The organism is Ectobacillus funiculus (assembly GCF_004138295.1).
In the GTDB taxonomy this organism is placed as follows: Bacteria; Bacillota; Bacilli; order Bacillales; family Bacillaceae_G; genus Ectobacillus; species Ectobacillus funiculus.
The window spans coordinates 40,263-60,787 of sequence record NZ_SCFM01000017.1 but is presented as its reverse complement, the minus strand read 5'-3'; the positions used below and the strand labels follow the sequence as shown (position 1 = coordinate 60,787).

17 protein-coding genes are annotated in these 20,525 nt (G+C 41.3%); 14 read left to right on the top strand and 3 right to left on the bottom strand.

Annotated elements, in window-relative coordinates:
* The 5 genes from dagF to EP737_RS13110 all read left to right on the top strand — a co-directional run bounded on the left by dagF (position 1) and on the right by EP737_RS13110 (position 4,791).
* Positions 1-756: a 2-dehydro-3-deoxy-phosphogluconate aldolase gene (gene dagF, locus EP737_RS13130; protein WP_129728428.1), complete on the top strand. Its 756-nt coding sequence runs from the start codon at positions 1-3 to the stop codon at positions 754-756.
* A complete protein-coding gene (locus EP737_RS13125) occupies positions 749-1,765 on the top strand; it encodes a sugar kinase (RefSeq protein WP_129728504.1) in 1,017 nt (338 codons plus the stop codon). Before dagF ends, EP737_RS13125 begins: the two co-directional genes overlap by 8 nt.
* Positions 1,765-2,493, top strand: coding sequence for a GntR family transcriptional regulator (locus tag EP737_RS13120; RefSeq protein ID WP_205650938.1), 729 nt, complete (start codon positions 1,765-1,767; stop codon positions 2,491-2,493). Before EP737_RS13125 ends, EP737_RS13120 begins: the two co-directional genes overlap by 1 nt.
* 82 nt (positions 2,494-2,575) lie before the next feature.
* Positions 2,576-3,901 carry a GntP family permease gene (locus EP737_RS13115; protein WP_129728426.1) on the top strand — a complete coding sequence of 442 codons (1,326 nt, stop codon included), beginning with the start codon at positions 2,576-2,578 and terminating at the stop codon, positions 3,899-3,901.
* A gap of 77 nt (positions 3,902-3,978) precedes the next feature.
* On the top strand, positions 3,979-4,791 hold the full coding sequence (locus tag EP737_RS13110) for a BtpA/SgcQ family protein (protein WP_129728425.1): 813 nt from the start codon (positions 3,979-3,981) through the stop codon (positions 4,789-4,791).
* A gap of 217 nt (positions 4,792-5,008) precedes the next feature.
* Here the strand turns inward: EP737_RS13110 and EP737_RS13105 are convergent, their stop codons facing one another.
* Positions 5,009-5,560 carry a DUF420 domain-containing protein gene (locus EP737_RS13105; RefSeq protein ID WP_129728424.1) on the bottom strand — a complete coding sequence of 184 codons (552 nt, stop codon included), beginning with the start codon at positions 5,558-5,560 and terminating at the stop codon, positions 5,009-5,011.
* 970 nt (positions 5,561-6,530) lie between these two features.
* Here EP737_RS13105 and EP737_RS13100 point away from each other — a divergent pair.
* The 3 genes from EP737_RS13100 to iolE all read left to right on the top strand — a co-directional run bounded on the left by EP737_RS13100 (position 6,531) and on the right by iolE (position 10,276).
* Complete coding sequence (locus EP737_RS13100; RefSeq protein WP_129728423.1) at positions 6,531-7,868, top strand: sugar porter family MFS transporter; 1,338 nt, start codon at positions 6,531-6,533, stop codon at positions 7,866-7,868.
* Positions 7,869-8,187: 319 nt separating this feature from the next.
* Positions 8,188-9,210: an inositol 2-dehydrogenase gene (gene iolG, locus EP737_RS13095; protein ID WP_129728422.1), complete on the top strand. Its 1,023-nt coding sequence runs from the start codon at positions 8,188-8,190 to the stop codon at positions 9,208-9,210.
* 172 nt (positions 9,211-9,382) lie between these two features.
* A complete protein-coding gene (gene iolE / locus EP737_RS13090) occupies positions 9,383-10,276 on the top strand; it encodes a myo-inosose-2 dehydratase (protein ID WP_129728421.1) in 894 nt (297 codons plus the stop codon).
* Between the two features lie 155 nt (positions 10,277-10,431).
* On the opposite strand, the gene EP737_RS13085 is transcribed toward iolE, so the two are convergent.
* Positions 10,432-11,691: an S-adenosylmethionine decarboxylase related protein gene (locus EP737_RS13085; protein WP_129728420.1), complete on the bottom strand. Its 1,260-nt coding sequence runs from the start codon at positions 11,689-11,691 to the stop codon at positions 10,432-10,434.
* Between the two features lie 256 nt (positions 11,692-11,947).
* Positions 11,948-13,984 (bottom strand): molybdopterin-containing oxidoreductase family protein, encoded by a 2,037-nt coding sequence (locus tag EP737_RS13080; RefSeq protein WP_129728419.1) that lies wholly within the window; start codon positions 13,982-13,984, stop codon positions 11,948-11,950.
* Between the two features lie 215 nt (positions 13,985-14,199).
* On the opposite strand from EP737_RS13080, the gene EP737_RS13075 reads away from it, so the two are divergent.
* From EP737_RS13075 to EP737_RS13050, 6 genes are all read left to right on the top strand, one after another.
* Positions 14,200-15,189: a biotin/lipoyl-containing protein gene (locus EP737_RS13075; RefSeq protein WP_129728418.1), complete on the top strand. Its 990-nt coding sequence runs from the start codon at positions 14,200-14,202 to the stop codon at positions 15,187-15,189.
* 1 nt (position 15,190) lies between these two features.
* Complete coding sequence (locus EP737_RS13070; protein WP_129728502.1) at positions 15,191-15,949, top strand: ATP-binding cassette domain-containing protein; 759 nt, start codon at positions 15,191-15,193, stop codon at positions 15,947-15,949.
* On the top strand, positions 15,897-17,066 hold the full coding sequence (locus tag EP737_RS13065; protein WP_246040251.1) for an ABC transporter permease: 1,170 nt from the start codon (positions 15,897-15,899) through the stop codon (positions 17,064-17,066). Before EP737_RS13070 ends, EP737_RS13065 begins: the two co-directional genes overlap by 53 nt.
* 226 nt (positions 17,067-17,292) lie before the next feature.
* Positions 17,293-18,081, top strand: a complete 789-nt coding sequence (locus EP737_RS13060; protein ID WP_129728417.1) for a hypothetical protein — start codon at positions 17,293-17,295, stop codon at positions 18,079-18,081.
* 319 nt (positions 18,082-18,400) lie between these two features.
* Positions 18,401-19,075 carry a response regulator transcription factor gene (locus tag EP737_RS13055; RefSeq protein ID WP_129728416.1) on the top strand — a complete coding sequence of 225 codons (675 nt, stop codon included), beginning with the start codon at positions 18,401-18,403 and terminating at the stop codon, positions 19,073-19,075.
* The gene (locus EP737_RS13050) at positions 19,065-20,453 is read left to right on the top strand and encodes a sensor histidine kinase (protein ID WP_129728415.1); all 1,389 of its coding nucleotides are present in this window, start codon (positions 19,065-19,067) and stop codon (positions 20,451-20,453) included. Before EP737_RS13055 ends, EP737_RS13050 begins: the two co-directional genes overlap by 11 nt.
* The last annotated feature ends 72 nt before the right edge of the window (positions 20,454-20,525 follow it).

Below are 20,525 nucleotides of genomic sequence, written 5' to 3'. Positions count from 1 at the left end.
ATGTCAAACATTACAAAACGTTTTTACAAAGATCGTGTCTCATTAAATGTATTAGCAAGCAGCGTAGAGAATGCGAAAGAGGTATTTGAAGCGGCAGAAGGATATGTTTTAGTAGGTGTCCTCTCCAAAGATTATCCAACGGTAGAAGAAGCAGTAGCAGCAATGAAAGAATACGGAAAAGAAATTGATGAGGCAGTATCGATTGGATTAGGTGCTGGTGACAATCGTCAGGCCGCTGTAGTAGCAGAAATTGCGAAACACTACCCAGGCAGCCATATTAACCAAGTATTTCCTGCTGTTGGAGCAACACGTGCTAACCTTGGTGAAAAAGATAGCTGGATTAACAGTTTAGTGTCGCCGACAGGGCGCGTAGGCTATGTGAATATCTCAACAGGCCCAGTAAGCGCTGCGCAGGATGAACATGCAATTGTACCAATTAAAACTGCGATTGCACTTGTGCGCGATATGGGCGGGAATGCATTGAAATACTTCCCGATGCAAGGATTAAGCCGTGAAGACGAGTTCCGTGCTGTTGCACAAGCATGTGGCGAAGAAGGATTTGCGTTAGAGCCGACTGGCGGAATTGATAAAGAGAATTTCGCAGCAATCTTACGTATTGCTTTAGAAGCAAATGTTCCGCAAGTAATCCCTCATGTCTATTCATCAATCATTGACAAGGAAACAGGAAAAACAAATGTAGATGATGTACGTGAATTACTTGAAATAATGAAGAAATTAGTTGATCACCATGGTTAAAAGGTTTGCGGCTTTTGGCGAGGTTATGATGCGCTTGCAAGTGCCTGGATACGAACTTTTGTCACAGGCTAGTACATTAAACTATTCTTTCTCTGGCACGGGAGTGAATGTAGCATCGGCTCTGGCGCGCTTTGGGCATATAGGATACCTCGTATCCACATTACCAGCTAATGCAGTAGGTGATGCGGCAGTATCGTATCTTCAAAAATTAGGTATTGATCGATCGTTTATTACTCGCGGCGGGAATTATGTTGGTATGTACTTCTTAGAAAATGGATTCGGTGCGCGGTCCAGCCGCGTTACCTATTCTAATCGTCTGGAAAGCAGCTTCAATACGGCCCCTGAAGGATCATATGATTTTGAGGGAATTGCCAAGAATATCGATGTTGTTCATTTTTGCGGAATCACACTTGCGATGAACGACTCCGTCCGTCATCACATGAAATCCTTTGCGAAGGCTGTTAAAGAAAATGGCGGCACAGTTGTCTTCGACTGTAACTACCGCCCGTCACTCTGGGGGGCAGACGGATATGAAAAGGCAAAACCGCATTATGAAGAAATGCTGTATTTTGCCGATATCGTTATGATGAACGAAAAAGATGCGATGTTTGTCCTCGGTATGCAAACAGAGAGAGAAAAACGTATAGAGCAACTTATGGAGCTTATTCCAAAAGTTGCACAAAAATACGAGATATCTGTTATAGCAGGCACGCATCGAACAATCAATGGCGACAATACCCATTCTTTGCACGGCTTTATATTTAAGAATCAAACATTCACGTTCTCAAATACCATTACCTTTTCTGTCTATGATAGAATAGGTGCAGGAGATGCCTATACGAGTGGGATCGTACATGGTGAGATGGAAGGGTTTTCACCAGAGAAAACAGTCGCGTTTGCTGCAGCGTCAGGGATGCTTGCGCATACGATTGTAGGCGATACCCCAATGTCGTCGGAAAACGAAATATTCAGAGCGATGACAGAAACAGTGGGCGATGTAGAAAGGTAGTGAATGTAACAGTGAACGTAACTCGAAAAAAAGGACCTTTATATTTGCAAGTGAAGAATATCTTGAAAGATCGGATTTTACACGGTATCTATCCTATTGATACGAATATACCTTCGGAGCCGCAATTAGAAAGCGAATTCAATGTCAGCAAAATTACTGTCCGAAATGCGATCAAAGAGCTTGTTCAAGAGGGGTTTCTTGAAACGAAGAGCGGCAAAGGGACGAAAGTCATTCGAAATACGTCTGCTTCAAAACTTTCCAAAGGAAAACGTTTTACAGAAGTATTGGTCGAAGAGGGGCATAAAATTCAAAAACAGTTGTTGCAAGCAGAAGTTATATGCAATCAAGAAGATACAGAGCCTTATCAATTATTCGGAGAGCATTGTCTCCGAATAGAACGTCTTTATCACCTTGACGGCGTACCCTATATTCATTACACGCATTATTTAGATGCGCGGCGAATGGAAGGGATTGAACCATCGGATTTACATGTGCAATCCTTGTACGGTTTGATTGAGGGACAAGATATTTCTTTAGAAAGGTTTCGAGATGGGTTTGCTGTTGCTGTTGCCCCTTTCCATGTAGAGGACAGACTACATGTAAAAAAAGGAACACCTTTATTAAAACGATCACGTTATTCCTATGATGAAGCGGGGGATGTGATTGAATACAGTGAAGGATATTACAACACGGAAATGCAACATTATGTTGTAAATTACGATATATAAAAAATAGCGAGAAAGCGATGCAGTCTCTTTTCTCGCCAAGTGTTTGAAAACGCTTACTATCCAAAGGGAAGGGGAATGGAGTATGGATATATACCTATTAATGATTACTTTGTTAGCAATTGTGATTGTTATCTTAGGAGTAGCTTGGTGGAAATGGCATGCGTTTATTAGTTTAACCGTTGCGAGTTTGTTCTTAGCGATTATGTCTGGGTTATCAATGGATAAAATCGCTGTTGCCTATGAAACGGGGGTTGGAAATGTTTTAGGACATTTAGTTGGAATCTTGGCGCTAGGTACAATTTTAGGAAAGCTGATGTCAGATTCAGGTGCCGGCATGCAAGTGGCAGAATTTTTTATTCGCGTCTTTGGGATAAAGAAATTGCCTTGGGCAATGCTGATCGCAGGGTTTATTATTGGAATTCCGGTATTTTTCGACGTAGGGATTGTAATTTTATTACCTCTAGTAATCTCAATTCATAAAACAACGAAACAAAACATTTTATTAATCGCATTACCTGTAATTGCCGGATTATCCATTGTACATGGTCTTGTACCGCCGCATCCGGGGGCGATGACCGCGATAGGTATTTATAATGCCAATATAGGAAAAGTCCTTATTTACTCTCTCATCATTTCGCTGCCTGCAGCCATCATCGCGGGACCGTTATTTGCGAAGTTCGTGCATAAACGCGTGATTCCTAAAGGGGAACCGCAGTTGATCCGTGTGAGCACGGCATCACAAAAATTGCCTGGCACAGGAATTTCATTTTTCATTATCTTATTACCTGTCTTATTAATGATAGTATCTGTTCTTACACCTTATATGTCACTGCCTGGTGTATTGCCGAAATTTTTTGTATTCATTGGTAGCCCTGTAATTGCGCTTCTTATCGCTTGCTTTGCGGCATTCTATTTCCTTGGTATCCGTCAAGGCATGGATAAAAATGTGATCAAGAAGTTAACGGAAGAATGTCTATTGCCGGTTAGTTCGATTATTTTAATTATTGGCGCCGGTGGTGGATTCAAACAGATTCTTATCGAAAGCGGTGTGGGCACGTCTATTGCGCAAATGTCTGAGCATTTATCCTTATCCCCACTTGTTTTAGCGTTCATGGTAGCCGGATTGATTCGAATCGCGACGGGCTCAGCGACGGTCGCATTAACAACAGCTGCTGGTATTGTCGCACCGATTGTACAGCACATGTCAGGTGTGAACCTGGAATTGCTCGTTATCGCGACAGGTGCAGGGTCGCTTATGTTTTCACACGTGAACGATGCTGGATTTTGGATGGTAAAAGAATACTTGGGATTAACCGTAAAAGAAACATTTAAAACATGGACGGTGCTCGAAACATTGCTTTCATTTATCGCATTTGGAACTGCTTTGCTGTTTAGTATGTTCGTGTAAAGACAAAGCTCCTTCTGCGTAGATACAAAATGAATTTATTTAAATAGATATATAAAATAATATTAGGAGGGATAAATATGACTTGGTTAAAAGATGTGATTGGAACTGAAAAGGCGATTATTGCAATGTGTCATTTATTGCCGCTGCCGGGAGATCCTTATTTTAACAAGGAAAAGAGTATGGATTATGTTGTAGACATGGCAAGAAAAGATCTGCAGGCTCTGCAAGAGGGAGGCGTGGATGCAGTTATGTTTTCAAATGAGTTTAGTTTGCCATATTTAACAGATGTGAAAACGGAAACTGTTGCTGCGATGGCTCGTATTATTGGGGAGTTAATGTCGGATATTAAAGTACCATTTGGTGTGAATGTATTATGGGATGCAAAAAAATCACTGGATTTGGCCGCCGCTACAGGGGCGAAGTTTGTGAGGGAAATTTTCACAGGTGTATATGCAAGTGACTTTGGAATATGGGATACAAATGTAGGTGAAACCATTAGACATCAGTACAGCATTGGTGCAGAAAATGTAAAGCTGTTATTTAACATCGTACCAGAAGCTGCTAAATATTTGGCTGATCGGGATATCGAAAGCATTGCTAAGTCAACAGTTTTTAACAACAAACCAGATGCTTTATGTGTATCAGGCTTGACAGCAGGAGCTCAAACCGATGCACAGCTATTAAGACGTGTGAAAGAAGTAGTGTCCGAAACGGTTGTGTTAGCAAACACAGGTGTAAGACTAAGTAATCTTGAAGAGCAATTGTCCATTGCTGATGGGGCAGTCGTTGGAACTACTTTTAAACAAGATGGGAAATTTGAGAATCATGTGGATGTTAGACGAGTGAAAGAATTTATGGATAAAGTAAAGGCTTTTCGCAATAAGCTTTAAGCCTTGTATCTTATGACCCAAGGGGTGCTGTAAGGTTAACTTTACCATTACATTCTTATCCAAAAAGACGGCTAACTATAGGAGATGTTAACAAGCTCTTTGAGTTGGCACTAACCGAGCAAGAATGCAGAAAAAAGAAAAGACATAGAAAAGAGGGGGAAGTGCAGAGCACTTCCCCCTTTTGTCAACATTCCCGTACGTAAGCACTGTCTTAACATTAATAATAGGGAGAAATTAAAAGGTATACAAGTACACCGGTGGAGCTAACATACAACCAAATCGGCATGCTCCAGCGTACGATTTTTCGATGCTTGTCAAGCTGGTTTGTCCAGCCCCAAATAAGGGAGAAAAGCGCAAGCGGAACGATAATAGCTGCCAAAACGCTATGTGTAATTAGAATAAAGAAATAGAAGTAACGCATAAATCCCTCTCCGCCGTAATGAGTTGTTTCAACTGATAAGTAATGATACGTCAAATAGGAAACAGCGAACAAAATGGTTGTTGTAAAGGCGGCTAAAACAAAGCGTTTATGAAGTGTTATATTCCGTTTTTTTATGGCGTACAAGGCTACAAGTAAAAAAATGAATGTAAAGCTGTTAAAAATAGCATTTAAGCGCGGGAAAATCTTAATGTCAAAGGTTACTTTTCCCTGGTATCCAAGGGGTGAGAAGAATAGCAATAGAATTAATGCGTTTACGACAATTGATAGGGTAACAACAATAGCTGTGTAATTCTTGCTAGTTGTCGGGCGATTGTTTGTGCTGTTCATGAGCAATAGTCTCCTTCGCTATATTTGTCTTTATCTAGAATACACACAAGTTATTCGAACCTCAAGCCAGAGGAGCAAAACGAGCATCTATCGTTTTCATTATACAAGATTGATTTTGCAAAAGTGAAATCGGATATTCCTTTTATATGAACAACTTGTGAACATTCAGAATTTGAACGGTGCAGTCTGTATAATGTTTTCAAAAATAAGGAAAATAAGGATATATTATTACTGAATAACGGAGGCGTTCTTATGGATATGATGAGGATTTTTCAATATATATGTAGCGGTCTTGCGGTAGCTTGTCTGTTGTTTACATACTATCATATGCTAAAAAAGGATAGGAAAGATGAAGAGGGGGCTTGAGGGATAATATTCATAAAGAATAGCATTGTATGTAGAAAAATAATTGGCTGTTAAATCAGCATAAAAGTAGAGCTTGGGTTTTTCCTAAGCTTATTTTAGTTTTACTTTAAGAAACTACTATGAAATATCTAAAATGAATAAAAAGGAAAGTCCTTTCTTTTATTTCTGTTGAAGTATAGCGATGAATAAAATAATTCAGTGAAATTATAAAGGATTACGAATGATCAGATCTATAAAAAACATAGGTTTATAAGATTTTTATTTATATTTATGGAATTTTTTAAAAAATATTGACAATGGGTACTTTTAAAGATAAACTCACATTAAGGAAAGTTCTTTCCTGTAGAAAACGGATACATTTTAAGTTGAATATTGTTAATCGTACTTTAACAATGATTTAATTGTTTAATTTGTTGATGTTAAAGGATTTTAAGCAAATATAGGTTCAGTATTAATCTTTTATTTGGGAAAGTTCTTTCTTTTATATTAAAGCGTGGGCAGATAGAAGGGGTGAGTGATGGAAAAAGTGAAAGCGTTATAAAACACGGTCTTATAAGAATGCAATGATAGGGTGGAAAATAAATATTCGGCAAGGGGTTCCATTATGAAATCAAAAAAAGTCTATATTAATGTAATCTATTTTTTTGGAGCTTTAGGTGGATTGCTTTTCGGCTATGATACAGGGGTAATTTCGGGTGCTTTAATTTTCATAAAGGAAGATTTGGGGCTAACTCCTTTCATGGAAGGGTTAGTGGTAAGTGGAGTGCTGATAGGGGCATTAGCAGGGGCTGCATTTGGCGGGACTTTGTCAGATCGTATTGGCAGAAAGAAATTAATTATTTGGTTAGGCGCACTGTTTTCCATTGGAGCAATTGGAACAGGATTTTCGCCGAATGTAGAGAGCTTGGTGCTATTTAGAATCGTATTAGGTGTTGCTGTGGGGGGAGCATCCGCAATTGTTCCATTATATTTATCTGAAATGGCTCCTGCTGCAATTCGTGGCAGGGTAGCTTCTCTAAATACATTAATGAACGCATTAGGAATTCTGATGGCTTATGTGATTAATTATGTGTTCTCTTCATCTGGCCGTTGGGATTGGATGTTACTATTAGCTGTTGTTCCATCTCTTCTTCTAATGATTGGGATGTTATTTATGCCAGAAAGTCCTCGTTGGCTATTACAAAACGAAAGAGAAGAAGAAGCACGCAGAGTACTGCTCTTAACAAGAGATTCTGCTGAAATAGATTTGGAAATAAAAAGTATAAAAGCATTAAAGACAGAAGAAAAAGCACCATTATCCGAGCTGTTTTCTCCACTCATGCGTCCGATTCTGTTGGTTGGAGTAGGTGTAGCAATCTTTCAGCAAGTGATAGGAACAAACACAATTATTTATTATACACCTACTATTTTGATAGATTCGGGTATTGGAGCATCCAGTGCAATCGCTGGAACAATTGGGATAGGTATAATTAATGTACTGTTCACCATAATTGGAACTGTATTAATAGATAGATTAGGTCGCAAAATGTTGATGCTTATTGGAAATATCGGAATGTCTTTGGCGTTAGGAGTATTGGGAGTCAGTACATTATTTTTTCAGGCTCCGAGTTGGTTGCTATTAGGTTGTTTATGCTTATTTATGGTAGCGTATTCAGCGAGCTGGGGAATGGTTGCATGGGTTGTCCTTGCTGAAATATTCCCATTAAAAATAAGGGGAACTGCTATTGGATTTGCAAGTACATGCTTGTGGTTAGCTAATATTGCTGTATCGCTGTCCTTCCCAGTGTTATTGGAGAGTTTAGGATCTAGTGTATTGTTCCTCTTTTATGCGGTAATTGGTATAGCAGCATTTCTCTTTGTCCTTAAATTTGTCCCGGAAACAAAAGGGAAGTCATTAGAGGAAATTGAGGCAGAGATAACAGCAAAAAAATCAATTGCATGATAATACTATTTCGAGAGTAAAGTTTTTCTATAAACTGGACGGTTGTGACTGCGAAGGGTGACTTATGGTAGAAGTAGCAAATACGTAAATTACCAATAGGTATTTTGGAAACGCTTTAAGACTTGGACGGTTTATAAAGAAACTTATTCATATATAAGTTGAGGTAATGAAATGCCGAATCATGAATGGGGAGGAGGTAAAGTAAGGAGTTCCTGTTGAAGAAAATTGCAAAATATAGTAATAGCTTAGGGATTACGAGCTTTTGTAGGAGAATAGTAGATTTCAAGAACATATTTAAAAATCGAAAAGGGGTAAGAGTATGAACACAGTTACATTAGGAATTATTGGCGCAGGACGTATTGGAAGATTACATGTAGATAACCTTTTAACAATTCCACAAGTGAAAATTAAAGCGGTATCAGATGTGGTGGTAGATCACTTACAGGCATGGGCTGCTAGCAAAGGAATTTCTGTTCTCACAACAAATTACCAGGATTTATTGGCAGATCCTGAAATCGATGCAGTATTTATTTGCTCTCCAACAAGCACACATGCACAAATTATTCAAGAGGCAGCACGTGCGAAGAAGCATATCTTCTGCGAAAAGCCGGTTAGCTTCTCTGCAGAGCAAACAATCGAAGCGCTGCGTGTAGTAGCAGAAGAGGACGTGCAGCTGCAGGTTGGCTTTAACCGCCGCTTTGATCCAAACTTTAAAAAGGTACGTGATCTTGTGCAGCAAGGAGAAGTGGGGCAGCCTCATATTTTGAAAATCACATCTAGAGATCCGCAGCCACCAAGCGTTGATTATATTCTGACTTCAGGCGGCCTGTTCATGGACATGATGATTCATGATTTTGATATGGCACGTTATGTAATGAATAGTGAAGTAGTAGAGGTATCTGCCCAAGGCACGGTTTTAGTTGATCCTGCGATTGGTGAAGCTGGAGATATTGATACTGCCATTGTTACCTTGAAATTTGCAAACGGTTCACTAGGTGTGATTGATAATAGCCGCCAAGCTGTTTACGGCTATGATCAGCGTGTAGAGGTGTTTGGTGAAAAGGGAGTAGCAGTAGCTGACAACTGCCGCCCAACAACGGTGGAAGTATCAACAGTAGATGGCACTGTTAAAGACAAGCCGTTGTACTTCTTCCTTGAGCGTTATACACAAGCATATATCGCAGAAGTTACACAATTTGCAAAGACGATCCTAGCAGGTGAAAAGGTGCTTTGCACTGGTAATGATGGCTTGCAGGCAGAGCGAATTGCAAAGGCTGCAAGGGAATCTTTCCTAACGGGACGTCCTGTTAAAATTGAGCATGAAATAGTAATCAGCCAGTAAACAAATTTGATAGTGCCGCTTTTGAGAAAATGAGTTAATTGCCCAAAACAATAACGCATGGCGGCATGCAGGGATTATGGAAGTGCTGAAGAGCGAAAGTATCCAAGCTGCTCATGCGTATAAAGAAAGCAACAAACAAAAAGCGAGACGCTGCTAGGGAGAGGAAATGGATATGTTTAAAGAAAATACAATCAAACTAGGAATCGCTCCAATTGCGTGGACAAATGATGATCTTCCAGAGCTTGGCGGCGAGAATACATTTGAGCAATGCGTAAGTGAAATGGCGCTAGCAGGATTTACTGGCAGCGAAGTAGGAAATAAGTATCCACGTGATACAGAGATATTGAAACAGGCGTTATCACTTCGGGGATTGCAAATCGCAAGCGCTTGGTTCAGTGCATTTTTGACAACAAAACCTCTAGAGGAAACGGTAGAGGCATTCATCGAGCACCGTGATTTCTTACATGCGATGGATGCGAAGGTTATTGTTGTATCGGAGCAAGGCAAAAGCGTGCAAGGTCAAGCGGTGCCTGTTTACAAAGCAAAGCCTGTATTTACAGAAGAAGAGTGGAAGCTGTTGGTAGATGGCTTGCATCGCCTTGGTGAGCTGGCTGCAGAGAAGGATATGGATATTGTATTCCACCACCATATGGGAACAGGGATTCAAACAACAGAAGAAATTGATAAGCTGATGGAGCTAACAGATCCAAAGCTTGTTTCCTTGTTGTTTGATACAGGACATCTCGTATTCTCAGGAGAGAATCCAATTCATGTATTGAAAAAACACCTTCCTCGCATTAAGCACGTTCATTTAAAAGACATCCGCCCAGAAGTGGTGGCTCGTGTGAAGGAAGAGGATTTAAGCTTTTTGCAGGCAGTAAAGGCAGGGGCTTTCACTGTTCCAGGCGACGGTGGTATCGAGTTTGCGGAAGTGTTTACAACACTTGCAGCTTCTGCTTATAAAGGCTGGTTTGTTGTTGAGGCTGAACAGGATCCAGCATTAGCAAATCCTCTTGCATATGCGTTAAAGGCTCGCCGCTATATTAGCGAAAAAACAGGATTGTAATCACAGTACTCACGTTGTTGAGAAATGAAGTAGTCCATAAAAATCCCGAAATTAGGATTTTTATGGACTATCTTTCTTACAGTGAAATAAAAGAAACGCGGCTAAAGCTTGCGCACGTTCTTTTAGGTACTAAAATTTAAATTGTTAAGGCGAGCTTATGGCTCCATTCTTTTCATACGATCAAATAACAGCCCGTCCGTGCTTGGGTTTTCCCCAAGGACAAAATCCTTCATGTAATAGGAGACGTACTGACCGTAACGGGAAGAAGTGTGACGAAGCAGCTCATCTACAGCGTAACAGCCGGTTGGTAATGAATCGAGCATTAATGAGGAGATTGCTCCGTAAACACCGCATGCAACTTGAAAGTACGTGGCGTTTGTGTGATAGCGCTCATATATCGCACTGCTGTTAAGCATATTGTACATAAAACGTTCTTTATCATTGTATACGAGCAAAACACCGACGAGATCAGCACCGGCTAATTCGTTCTGGTCCGGCAGAAGCATTTTACGCGGGTAGCTCCATAGGGCGTCAGTGTTTCTTAGATTGCTCCGAACAATATTCGTTGTATGGTCATTTATTCTATAAAGAAAGCCAACCTCTCCATTGAACCATTGACCTAAGCTAATCACCTCTTCATGCGGCATCAGGCAGCCATGAAATTGAATATTTCCTAACGTCACTTTAAATTCTTGAGCATATACATCGTCATGCAGCATAACGGGAATCTGCTGTTTCATAAAGAGCGGGTAATTGAGGACTGCTTCATCAAGGAATCCTTCAGGAGACCATGTTGTGTAAATCGTATGTTCCTGAACTAGGTTTGTATCTTTATAAAAGGTTGTATCTTGTTCCACGATGTAGCAGGCGAGGGGAGTTTCTTCAGGAGATTGCTCCATGAGATGCACTGCCATCCATTGTACAACTCCAGGGTTCATGCCAGAGCCAATAATGCTTGTTGTGTTTTGGAAGGCTTCCTTTTTTTCTATAAAACTACGGTAGCGTTCTAGGAGTCCAAATCGTGCAGTTGCCTCATTTTCATCTGCAGATTCTAAAGCAGTGCTAATATAGTGAGCTCCGAACTCATCACAGCAAGATAGCATTTGAACGGTATCGGCTCTGGATGCGTCTATTACAATGGCTGGCCCAGTGATTTGCAGATGCTTGCGGAATACAGCTAAATCAGATAAATCAATCTCGTGCAGAATGAGCTTGTCCGAGAGTGTGCTGCAAAAGCCTTCGTAATATGCTCTTGGTTTTTGTTTGATATCAATCAAATGAATCTTGCAATGTTTGATATAAGAATGAATTGGATCCTGTTCATCTTGTGCGGCCTGATTTAAAAGGGAGAGAATTGCTTTTGCAGCCCCGCCGCCGCTTCCAAGCAATGAAAGTGTAAGTTGAGATTGTGTCATTGTTGTTTCACCTCCTATTTTCTATATATATATTCGATAGAAGAGAAAGTGCTTGTTCGTTTATACTAACTCTACTTTTAAAATTTTTAAGAAGGTATTTTCAGCTAAGAAGCAATTCGAGGAACTAGCTTTATAAAAATAAGAAGCCCGCATCCAAAAGGGGCTGTGTACCTTTTGAATGCAGGCTTAAAATGTCATGTACATGCTATAAAGAAATCTAGCAGTTCTATCAATAGAGTTATCACTCGTTTTGAAACTATGCTTTTTCCACCTCTACCGTCCCAGAAAAGAACGTAGCCCCATTGGCAATATCAGAAAGTGCATCAGGTGTTAGAGCGTTGACAGAAATATAGCCGAGCTCTTCATCCTCCCACCAAAGACCTTGTGTGACAGCTACTCCTGGCAGAACTGCTTGGCCAACACTTGCAAAGAGCCTGCAGGAGCCGCGGTCGTTCCATATCTTTACGATGTCTCCGTTTTGGATGCCGCGTGATTGTGCATCTTCTACATTTAAGTAGACAACAGGCCGTCCTTCCAGTTTTTGTAGCTTCGGCAGGTTTGCCAAACTCGTATTTAAAAATTGATGATTTGGTCCCGGCACGAAGCGAAGCGGATATTTGGAATCCTGCAATGGAACGTGAGCAGGGAGAGGGGAAAGACCTTGCTGTTCTAACGACTCTGAAAATAATTCAATTTTTCCGGATGGGGTTGGCGGATTTTGATAAGCTGGCGCGATCTGGTTCGTTTGGGCACGCAGCCATTTATTTTGACGCAAACCTTCGTACGTAATGCCAAGCAAATGCGGGTTGCGTGGATTGTCCAGCGCCTGACGAATCATATCCTCCTCCGAGTCTTGAAAGCAGGCTTCTTCAAAGTCCATAAGTGCTGCTAACTCTTTAAATAATGTAAAGTTTGATTTTGCTTCACCCTGCGGCTGTAACACAGGTTCATTTAACATAATGTATAAATGCCAGTAGGATGAATATAAATCCAGATTTTCAAACGAGCTCGTCGCCGGTAATACAAGATCAGCATATTTGGCTGTATCCGTCATAAAGAGCTCATGTACAACGGTGAATAAATCATCACGCAGCAAGCCGTTCCGGACCTTTGTTTGCTCGGGCGCAACCTGTGCGGGATTACAATTATAGATGAACAGCGCCTTCACAGGGGGTTCGGCTATCTCTAAAAGTGCACGGCCTAGCTGATTCATATTGATTATGCGAGGTGCTGGCTGGGGCATTAAATCCGGCCGCTCTAGCAGAAAGCTGTTAAAGGAGCTGAATGAACTATTCCCCTTTACTGCACCGCCGCCTAGATGAGCCCACTGTCCTGTTAAAGCAGGAAGGCAGGAAATTGCACGAACAATCATTCCGCCGTTATCGTGATGCTGCAATCCATTACCAATCCGGATGAAAGATGGTGTCGTTGTTCCGTATAGACGGGCGAGCTTTTTTATATCATCTACGCTAACGCCAGTCAGAGCACTTACCTTTTCTGGTGTATAGTCCCGAGCTTGTTCACGGAGCTGTTCAAATCCGACTGTGTAGGCATCAATGAAGGCCTTGTCTAATAGATTTTCTTCTATTAAGATGTGCATGATGCCGAGCGCCAGTGCTGCATCTGTTCCTGGCAGAATTGGGATAAACCAATCTCCCCATTTAGCAGTTCGATTTTCGTGCACATCAATCACAACAATTTTTGCGCCGTTTTTTCGTGCCTCAGTTAGGAACATGGCTTGATGCATATTTGTGCTGAGCAAGTTGCAGCCCCAAATGATGATAAGCTTGCTGTGAACCGTATCTTCTGGGTCAACCCCTGCGCTTTTCCCCATTGTATACACATACCCTGTAGACCCGGCGGCATTGCAAATACTCCGTTCTAGCTGACTCGCACCAAGACGGTGAAAGAACCGGCGATCCATTCCTTCTGTATTAATGACTCCCATATTGCCGTAGAAGCTGTATGGCAATATTGCTTCTGCTCCATATTCATCGATAATGGCAGTGAATTTTTCTTTTATTTCTGCGTACGCTTCTTCCCAGGAAATTCGTTTGAATGTCCCCTCTCCTTTTGCTCCAACCCGTTTTAATGGATATAACAAGCGGTCAGGATGGTGAACTTTGTCCGGTGTATGGCGCACTTTATGGCAAATCACACCCTTTGTAACAGGATGCTCAGGATTTCCTGTAACTTTCACTATTTTTTCATCAATCTTTTCTACAATAAGACTGCACGTATCGGGACAGTCAAGAGAACAGACAGATACGAGCCGTTCTATGTTACTCAATATTTCTCCTCCTCAGCAGCAATGTGTAACAACATTATAAAGCAGAGTGGAAGGAAACGAAATATTTTAGATGTCTATGAGAAAGGTACTTTTAGGAAATAGCAAGAAGCGCGTTTCCAAAAGGTTTGAAGCAGGAGGGTGAATGGAAAGGCAGCAAATATGTGAGCAAGGCAATAACAATAAAACAAAAAAGTGAAGGACAGAAGGGAGAAGGGATTTTGAAAAAGTGGATTGTTATTATCATTCTATTAGTTGGTGCAGTCGGAGGTGGTACGTGGTACTTCTTAAAGGGAAGTTCAACACCGGTACAAGCTGTACAAGCGTCAACAGCAACTGTACAAAAAGGAAAAATGGAGGTGCATGTAAGCGGCTCTGGTTCGCTTGAATCTGTAACAAACGCAGACATTACAGCAGCGGCAAGTGATACAGTTGATGAAGTGCTTGTATCTGCAGGAGATGTAGTAGCTGCGGGACAAGAGCTTGTCACATTTACAGGTGATACAGATCCAATTACAGCTCCAGCAGCAGGTACGATTACCGCTATAAATGTGGCAGCCGGCGACAAAGTACAAGAAGGAAAAGTTGTAGCACATATTACAAATTATAATGATTTACAGGTCGTAGTTGGTGTAGATGAGCTTGATATTTCTAAGGTTGCAGTTGGACAAACAGCAACAGTAGCCGTAAGTGCATTTGAGGATACAGACTATACAGGAACAGTAACAGCAGTAGCGAATGAAGGAACAGCTTCTAATGGTGTATCAACATTTAACGTAACCGTGCATTTAGACAAATCCGACAATCTGAAAATCGGTATGACAGCAGAAGCGAGCATTTTAACACAAAGCAAAGATGGCGTATTATACGTACCAATTGAAGCAGTACGCACCCGAGGAGATCAAAAATTTGTTTTAATGGGTGAAGCATCAACAACAGCTTCTGAATCATCTGGTAATGCAAATACACAAGCAGCTGCTTCTCAAAAAACAGTGCAAACAGGTATTAGCAACGACACATATGTGGAGATTACAGAAGGCTTAACAGAAGGTGAAACCGTGCAATTGCCTGCAGTTAGATCATCTTCTTCAACAAATGCGCAGCAAGGCCAAGGTATGATGATGGGCGGCTTTGGAGGTAACGGTAATATGGGTAGCGGCATGGGAGGATTTAACAGACAACAAGGCACAAACGGGGGGGGAACGAGATAACGTGACACAGCCTATTATTAGAATCGAAAAAATGATCAAAAAGTATGAGCTAGGTGGGGAGATCGTGATGGCGCTAAATGAAGCGTCACTCACGGTTCAAAAGGGTGATTTCGTATCGATCATGGGTCCGTCCGGTTCAGGGAAATCAACATTTATGAATATGATTGGCTGCCTAGACCGACCTGACTCAGGACATTATTTTCTTGACGGAGAAGAGGTTGAGAAAATGAATGATAGTCAACTGGCCGAGGTACGAAACAACAAAATTGGCTTTATCTTTCAAAACTTCAACCTGTTAACAAAACTTACAGCGTTTGAAAATGTAGAGCTACCGCTTTTATATCGCGGTGTTTCAACGAAGGAAAGACAAAATATAATTTATGAATGTTTAGATAAGGTTGGCTTGCGTGATCGTGCACATCATTTACCAACACAATTATCAGGAGGACAGCAGCAGCGTGTGGCAATTGCCCGCGCGCTTGCTGGCAATCCGCCGATTTTGCTTGCCGATGAGCCGACTGGTGCATTAGATAGCAAAACGAGCAAGGAAATTATGAAGGTTATGCAGGATTTAAATGAACAAGGCCACACGATTGTATTAATTACGCATGACCCCGAGGTTGCGCTGCAGGCAAAGCGCAGAGTTCGTATCCAAGATGGACAGCTATTTGAAGAAAAGCGGCTAGCAGAGGTTGGAGGTGAGTTACTTGGGTTTGACACAATCTATCAAAATGGCAATGCGCAGTATCAAGAGCAATAAGCTGCGCGCCTTTCTTACAATGCTCGGTATTATTATTGGTGTTTCTTCTGTAATTGTACTCGTTGCGATTGGGCAGGGATCGAGTAAATCAGTAACAGATCAAATTAATAGTCTTGGAACAAATTTACTTACTGTCAATATTATTAGCACAGATGAGGTCAAGCTCAAGTTAGATGATGTAGATCAGTTTGCGGGGCTAAACGGTGTTTCAGCTGCTGCCCCAGCTGTATCAGGGCGTGTAACAGTGAAAAATGGGAAAACATCCACACAAGTGTCGTTAACAGGAACAACGGAGGCGTATCAAACGATTCGCGATCTGACAGTGAGCCAAGGACGCTTTGTAACAGATATGGATGTGGAGTACAGACAGAAAATTGTTGTACTTGGGGCAACGACAGCACAAACGCTGTTCGGGGCTTCTGAACCAGTCGGGCAGTCAATCAAGGTAAATGGAACATCCTACAAGGTTGTCGGTGTTCTTGAGTCAAAAGGCAGCTCGCTTGGCCAATCGGGAGACTCTACGATTATCATGCCGATTAGCACGGCGCAGCGTGTGACTCAAAGTACATCGATTCAAACAGTATATATACAAGCAACGGATGCAGACACACTTACATTCGCTCAAATGCAAACAAATCGATTATTAGCGAATCTGTTTCCTGATAAATCTGACAGCTACAGTGTAGTGAATCAACAGGATGTTATGAATACGATGAGCTCCGTATCAGGCACAATGACGCTGCTGCTCGGAGGGATTGCAAGTATCTCCTTGTTAGTAGGCGGTATTGGCATTATGAACATTATGCTCGTATCCGTTTCTGAGAGAACGAAGGAAATTGGGATTCGAAAAGCAATTGGTGCGAAGCGAAAGCACATTTTGCTGCAGTTTTTAATTGAAGCAGTTGTATTAAGCGCAATGGGAGGCTTAATCGGAGTGGGATTAGGACTTCTCATTACAAAGATTCTCGCTGCTGCCGCAAGCATGACAGTTGTTTACTCTACAAATGTAATGCTGCTAGCCTTTTTATTCTCTCTTGTTGTGGGAGTTATTTTTGGAGTATTCCCAGCGAATAAAGCATCGAAGCTGCATCCAATTCAAGCGCTTCGACATGGATAACTAAGAAAAACGAAGTATTTGCCGGTGCATTACTTCGTTTTCTTGCTTTTGCTAGACAACGATTTTTTACACTGTAGGAAAGGATAAATGTCTAGCTAGAAGCGAATTCGACGTATTTGGAAATGTTAGGAATACAGGATAAGGGCAACTACGCCTCTGTCTTCGCCGGATGGCGGGGGTTAGATAAACAGGGATAGAACATGATTAGAAAAGGAGATCGATGAATATGAAAGGATTGCTGCTTGCTATAAGTACAGCTCTTACACTTGGAAGTGCTGGTGGGAATGTCGGTTTGACTGAGCAGAAAGAAGATACACGGGCTGTTGAAATGGACATGGAGGATACCCATACTGTAGATGAAGATGCAGTAAAGGAAGAAGCAGCAAAACTTGGAATTAGCACGGAGGGAAAGGATGCTCTTATTTTAGAGAAGGAGATTCAGGATAAGGAACTGCGAACAGAAGCGGAAAGTCTTGGTATTGAAACTGATGGGAAAGGAACAGGGGAGCTGTCTGAGGAAATTTATACAAAGCAGCTGAAGCAGGAAGCAGAAGCGATAGGAATTTCTACAGAAGGAAAAACCGTTTCTACGTTAACACAAGAATTAGCGGAGAAAAGAATGATACAGGAAGTATTCGGGGTTGCTGCCGCAGATAGTGATGCCAGTGCTGACGCTAAGGAGTTGTATCGTACGAGGATAATGAACGAGGCTAAGTCATTAGGAATTGAGACAGCTAATAAAGAATTAGAGACCATCGCACAGGAAGTGTCTGAAGCAAAAATGATTGCGCAGGCACAAGAACTTGGTGTTTCAATGTATGGAAAAGGACTGTTTCAGCTCTTCAATGAGGTACAAGAAGCGAAAATAAAGAGCGTAGCCAAGCAACTAGGTATTTACAAAGAGGGAAGCAGTACGGAGGAACTTGCAAAGGCGATTAAAGAGCAGTTTCCTGATCAAGCAAAAAATGTAGAGTTTGTACCGTGGCTTCTGGATGGAAATGTGTATGTGCAATAAAAGGAGCAGATACATACGCCCGTTACTCTCACGTTAAGAAAGGATAAGGTCCAGTTAGAGGCGAATTCCACGTAGTCAAAAATTTTGGGAATACATTGTAAGCATAACTTACGTCTCTGTCTTCGCCCAAGAGCAGAGCTCGCTAATCAGCGAGTTTTCTTTAACGTAAAGTGATTAGATCGCTATTCCTCCAACTCTAAGGATACTCTTCTCCTCTTTTTAGACAATTCTGTATAAGCATAACAGGTCTTTCACCTTTTTTTCATTAAAACTTGTTAGTATAATGAAAGAATGTACGTCTAAAAAGGAGAGATTTTGGATGAATATACTTTTGGCAGAAGATGATGTGCGTCTTGGTGAACTTGTTGTTCATATGTTAAAGAAAAAAGGCGGCTATCAAGTAGATTGGGTGCAAGAGGGCGGAGATGCTTATGATTACGCGAAATCTTCTCATTATGATATATTGATTTTAGATTGGATGATGCCGGGCGGAGATGGTACAGATGTATGTCGTCGCTTACGTAAAGACGGTTATTCAGGGGCTATTTTAATGCTCACGGCAAAGGATACGGTGGAGGATCGTGTAGAGGGGTTGGATGCCGGTGCTGACGATTATTTAGTAAAGCCATTTGAACTTGCTGAGCTGTTGGCACGACTTCGAGCGTTAACGCGTAGAGCGTATGTGCCGATTGTAGGCGACTGTGTTTCTCTTGGTTCGTTTGAGTTGGATCGAACAAACCGTGTGATTCGTCAGAGAGAAGAAGAAATCTTGCTTAGCCCTCGTGAATTTGGTTTGCTTGATTTGCTAGTGCAGAATAAAGGACAAGTATTGCCTCGTGAACTCATTTTAGATCGTGTATGGGGATATGATGCGGATGTATCATTGAAGATTGTGGATGCTACCGTGAAATTGCTGAGAAAAAAGCTTGATGTGTTTGGACAACAGGATGTAATTCAAAGCATCCGCGGGGTGGGGTACAAAATTGAAGATTAAAAGCTATTTTCAAAAGTTTCTTTCGGGAAAGGATGTATTCTCCCAAACCCAAAATCGCCTCACACTGCTATACAGCGGGGTTCTAGTGCTGTTTCTCGTTCTATTCATTGCGGTGGTGTACGCACTATTATATAACATCATATTCACACAGCAAGAAAGGCAAATGAAAGAACTGGCCAAAAGAGAGATTAATGTTATTCAAGATGAATTTATTCAAAAGAAGAAAGCTTCAAGACCTGGTTCAGTTGATGAGAATGTGATTATTTCGAATGACAGCCTGTTGTTTTATTATGTAGTAGGCAAAAATGATGAAGTTTTGGTCGGAGATGAGTCGATACGTTGGATGCAGTCCAATTTGCTGGAAACCTTGCGAAACTGGGAGCCGTCCAAAGAAGAGGTTCGCTATACAGATGTAAAGGTAAACCTTCCGGAAGTGGGAAAAGAACGACATATCGAATTTGAGAAAAATCGTACGATGCACATTATGATGGTAGGGCGTCCTGTCTATTATGAAAATGAAGTTGTAGGAAGGCTTTATATTGGAAAAGATGTATCGGTGCAACAAAAAATATTCCAGTGGGTCATCTTTGTTCTTGGAGGAATTGGTCTTTTATTTTTTATCGTTGCTTTAGCTATTAGTCATTTTTTATCAAAACGAACGATGATTCCAATTGCGAATGCTTTCGCAAGGCAAAGGGAGTTTGTGGCGGATGCTTCGCATGAGTTGCGCACGCCTTTAAGTGTTTTGTTATCATCTATTGATACATTGGAGATGGAGGAGACAATTGAAGAAGATCCGTTTTCTCGTAATGTTTTAGGAAATATGAAGGATGAAGTAAAACGAATGGCCAACCTAATTGGTGATTTGCTTACATTGGCGCGATCGGATTCAGGTACGCTAGAAGTACGTCGGGATTCGTTTGAGTTTCGTACACATGCCGACACGATTGTTAAATCATTAGAGCCGATTGCTGCAGCTAAAAATATCAGTCTTCAATTTCATGCGTTTTCTGATATCCATTTATATGCAGACTTGGAAAAATTGAAGCAGCTGCTTTACATTTTGTTGGATAACGCGATTAAATACACGCCAAATAATGGTTTGGTACAATTAAGCTTATCTACGGAAGGCACGGAGCAAAATAAAATGTTTATTATGCAGGTTCGGGATACAGGAGTAGGGATTCCGCCAGAGGATTGTGACAAGGTATTTGATCGCTTTTATCGAGTCGATAAATCGCGCGCAAGGCAAATGGGCGGACACGGACTCGGATTATCCATTGCAAAATGGATTGTGGATGCCCATCAAGGAACAATTCATGTAACAAGCAAGTTAAACGAAGGAAGTACATTTATCGTTCGAATCCCTGTGAAGTAAACGGAGCTCGATAGTTACGATACAACAATATGGTAGGACATAAACTCTCCAACAATTCAGTTGGAGAGTTTT